Origin of the sequence: Acinetobacter sp. YH16052 (assembly GCF_013417155.1) — a bacterium.
Lineage (GTDB): Bacteria > Pseudomonadota > Gammaproteobacteria > Pseudomonadales > Moraxellaceae > Acinetobacter.
Map to the genome: position 1 here is coordinate 1 of NZ_VPEO01000087.1, position 2,774 is coordinate 2,774.

Sequence of the window (2,774 nt, forward strand, 5' to 3'; positions counted from 1 at the left end):
AATCAGGCATTTAGTTGAAAATATGTTTTGTAGATTAAAGCAATTTAGAGGAATAGCTACTCGATATGACAAGCTCAAAAGAAATTATCAAAGTTCTGTTGCTTTAGCCTGTATATTTTTATGGCTATCTTTATAGGGTTAATTATGAACAGTAAGTGTCAACAGACCCTAATTAGAATTTTTAAATGAATAGTTGATTATTTTTACCGCCTTCAACTTATCTCACACATCAATTTACGGATAGTTCAGATTGCTTCCCCATATAAATAGGAATTTCTTTCCAATTTAAAGAATTCATGCATTAAAAAGCTCTTGACCTCCTAATTTTGGGATATGGCAAATATGGGGGTCTTTTTATACTGAATCCACATTATAAATTTCAGGAAGATTCTAATGAAAAAAACTTTACTTTGCCTTGCTTTAGCGGGGTTACTTAGTGCCTGCGGCGGTTCGGATGATAACTCAAGTACACCTCCTGCAAGTAATATTGGAACCCAGACAGGGGTGCTGACGGATGCTGTGATTTCTGGAGTACGCTATGTCACAAGTAGTGGTGCTACAAGTTTTACCAATGACGATGGTGAATTTAACTTCAATGAAGGAGAAACGGTTAAATTTTATATTGGTGATGTTCAACTCGGTGATGAAATTGAAGCCAAAGAACGTGTTACCCCTTTGGATTTAGCTGAGACTGAAAATGCTCGCCTTAACTTACTGGTATTTTTACAATCCTTAGATGGAGATGATAAAGATGACAAACTTCAAATTAGTACGGCCACTACAGATGCCTTAAAAAACCAGAGTATTAATTTTGACCAACCTTATAATGACTTTAAAAATGAAGCCATTGTCAAAACAGTAATTCCTGAAGGAAAGTTAGTGAATGAAGAGGACGCTAAAGCACACTTCCAAACGACCTTCTATAAAGATATTGCCGGTACGTGGGAGATTAACCGTACCGATAACACTGCTGTGTTGATTCACATTCTGGAAGATGGACGCTATGCACTAGGTGAAGCAGAAGCAAAAGATGAGAGTGGTCAAGCAGGCATTGAAATGGGCCGCTTAAAATGGAATGCAACAACAACCGTGATTGAACCGGAAATCCTGCATGACACCAATGGTGAATGGGGACTTTCACATCCTGCCGAGAATAAACCTTATTCTTTAAACTATAATGGAACTCAATTAATTCTTACTGAACCAGGCGTTAGTACTGAATACCGTTTAAATCGGGTTAAGCAGTCTAATAGTCTCGTCGGCACGTGGCGACTCAATGAAACGCACCTATTTGCTTTCTTTGATAACAACTATTATTTCTTCCTAGACACTGAAGGTGGAGATGACTGTGGTTGGCCAGGAATTGAATATGGCAAATATACATTGTCAGCAAATACTCTCACCACAACCGAGGTATTATTCGATACCAACGAGTGTGGTGGATTACAAGATAGTTCAAATGGCAGCAAGACAATTGCAAGCATCAATATATCTAACAACAATCTTATCTTACATCCGCAAGGTGAAGATCCTGTAACTTTACAACGTGTTAAATAACCCATATAAACCGGCTTGAATATGAAATTCAGGCCGGTTTAATCAATATGTTCAAATTGAATGGTACAACCCATCAATAAATGCATCAGTTCGATTTGCGAACAACATTGGGTTTTTTCATAAATATTTTTAAAATACGTCCGTACCGAACTCAGCGTAATGCCACACTGTTCTGCAATATCTTCTATTTTATAACCATTAATTAACAACTCACATAAATCAAACTCTCGTTTGGAAAGCTGGTAACACTGTTGTAGGTAAGTTCTTGACAGGGAATAATGCTGGTTTTTATCCGTCATAAATAAGGCAATCTGATGCTGAGCAGACTGTAAATGTTGCATATTTCTTAATTTCTTAAAGGGCACCACCGTCAGCATGAATTGTGAGCCTGCCCCATCACTCAACGCCAAGACTCCACCCACTTCAGTCTGAATGGTCGTATTTTCCAGCAAAGCACTTTCTAATAGCTGATCAAAACGTATCTGCTGAGCATAATTGGTTTTTAGACGGTTATGTATATCCAGATCCAGACATGAACTTTGATCAAGCATCTTTTGCGCAACAGGATTGGAATAACTTAAACACAGGTTTTGATCGAGCAGTACAATTCCGGTTTTTAAACTGTCCAATACGGTATACAAGCTTAAATTATCTTGCTGAATCAAGTTGATTTGCCGGTGAATTTGCAAAGCCCGGCGTAAATGAATACTGATACGTCTTAGAAAATCCAGCTCAGGCTGTTCAAAAGGCTGTACTTCAGGTGCACGATGAATACCCAGTACCGCCCAACGATAATTCCCCCGATCCAGCAATACTCCCGCCAGATAAGATACACCGCCAGGCTTTAAACACTTCTCATAGAACACATAGTGATCCGTACCCGGCTGTTCTGCATAGTGCTGACAGTTATGACTTAAAGCATCGCCCATCTCGATCGCATTCCATAAGGGCATATGCAGTTTCATATCAATCACTCTGATACGCTCCTCTTGATAAGCGGCCAGACTTTCATTCGGGATATTGTGCGTATAGACAAAGTCATAGCCTGGATTAAGCTGATCCAGACCGGTAAAAATTGCACTCTTACTTTTAGGGCGTGTCCTCATTTGGCTTTACACCAAATAAACATGCAAGCAATGTAAATCATAGACTGGTAATTTCGTGCAAGCTTATCAAATCGGGTTGCAATCGCTCGGAAATGCTTCAATCTCGCAAAC

At 39.1% G+C, this 2,774-nt stretch carries 2 protein-coding genes and 2 pseudogenes; 2 read left to right on the top strand and 2 right to left on the bottom strand.

Annotated features, from left to right (window positions below):
* Together FTV42_RS16090 and FTV42_RS16095 are read left to right on the top strand one after the other, a co-directional pair.
* Nucleotides 1–136: pseudogene (locus FTV42_RS16090) on the top strand (IS5/IS1182 family transposase); the annotation flags it as partial.
* Nucleotides 137–393: 257 nt separating this feature from the next.
* Complete coding sequence (locus tag FTV42_RS16095) at nt 394–1,557, top strand: hypothetical protein (protein WP_180039196.1); 1,164 nt, start codon at nt 394–396, stop codon at nt 1,555–1,557.
* A gap of 38 nt (nt 1,558–1,595) precedes the next feature.
* Here the strand turns inward: FTV42_RS16095 and FTV42_RS16100 are convergent, their stop codons facing one another.
* Together FTV42_RS16100 and FTV42_RS16105 are read right to left on the bottom strand one after the other, a co-directional pair.
* On the bottom strand, nt 1,596–2,663 hold the full coding sequence (locus FTV42_RS16100; protein WP_257223474.1) for a LuxR C-terminal-related transcriptional regulator: 1,068 nt from the start codon (nt 2,661–2,663) through the stop codon (nt 1,596–1,598).
* A pseudogene (locus tag FTV42_RS16105) lies at nt 2,660–2,774 on the bottom strand (IS5/IS1182 family transposase); the annotation flags it as partial. The pseudogene FTV42_RS16105 and the gene FTV42_RS16100, both read right to left, overlap by 4 nt.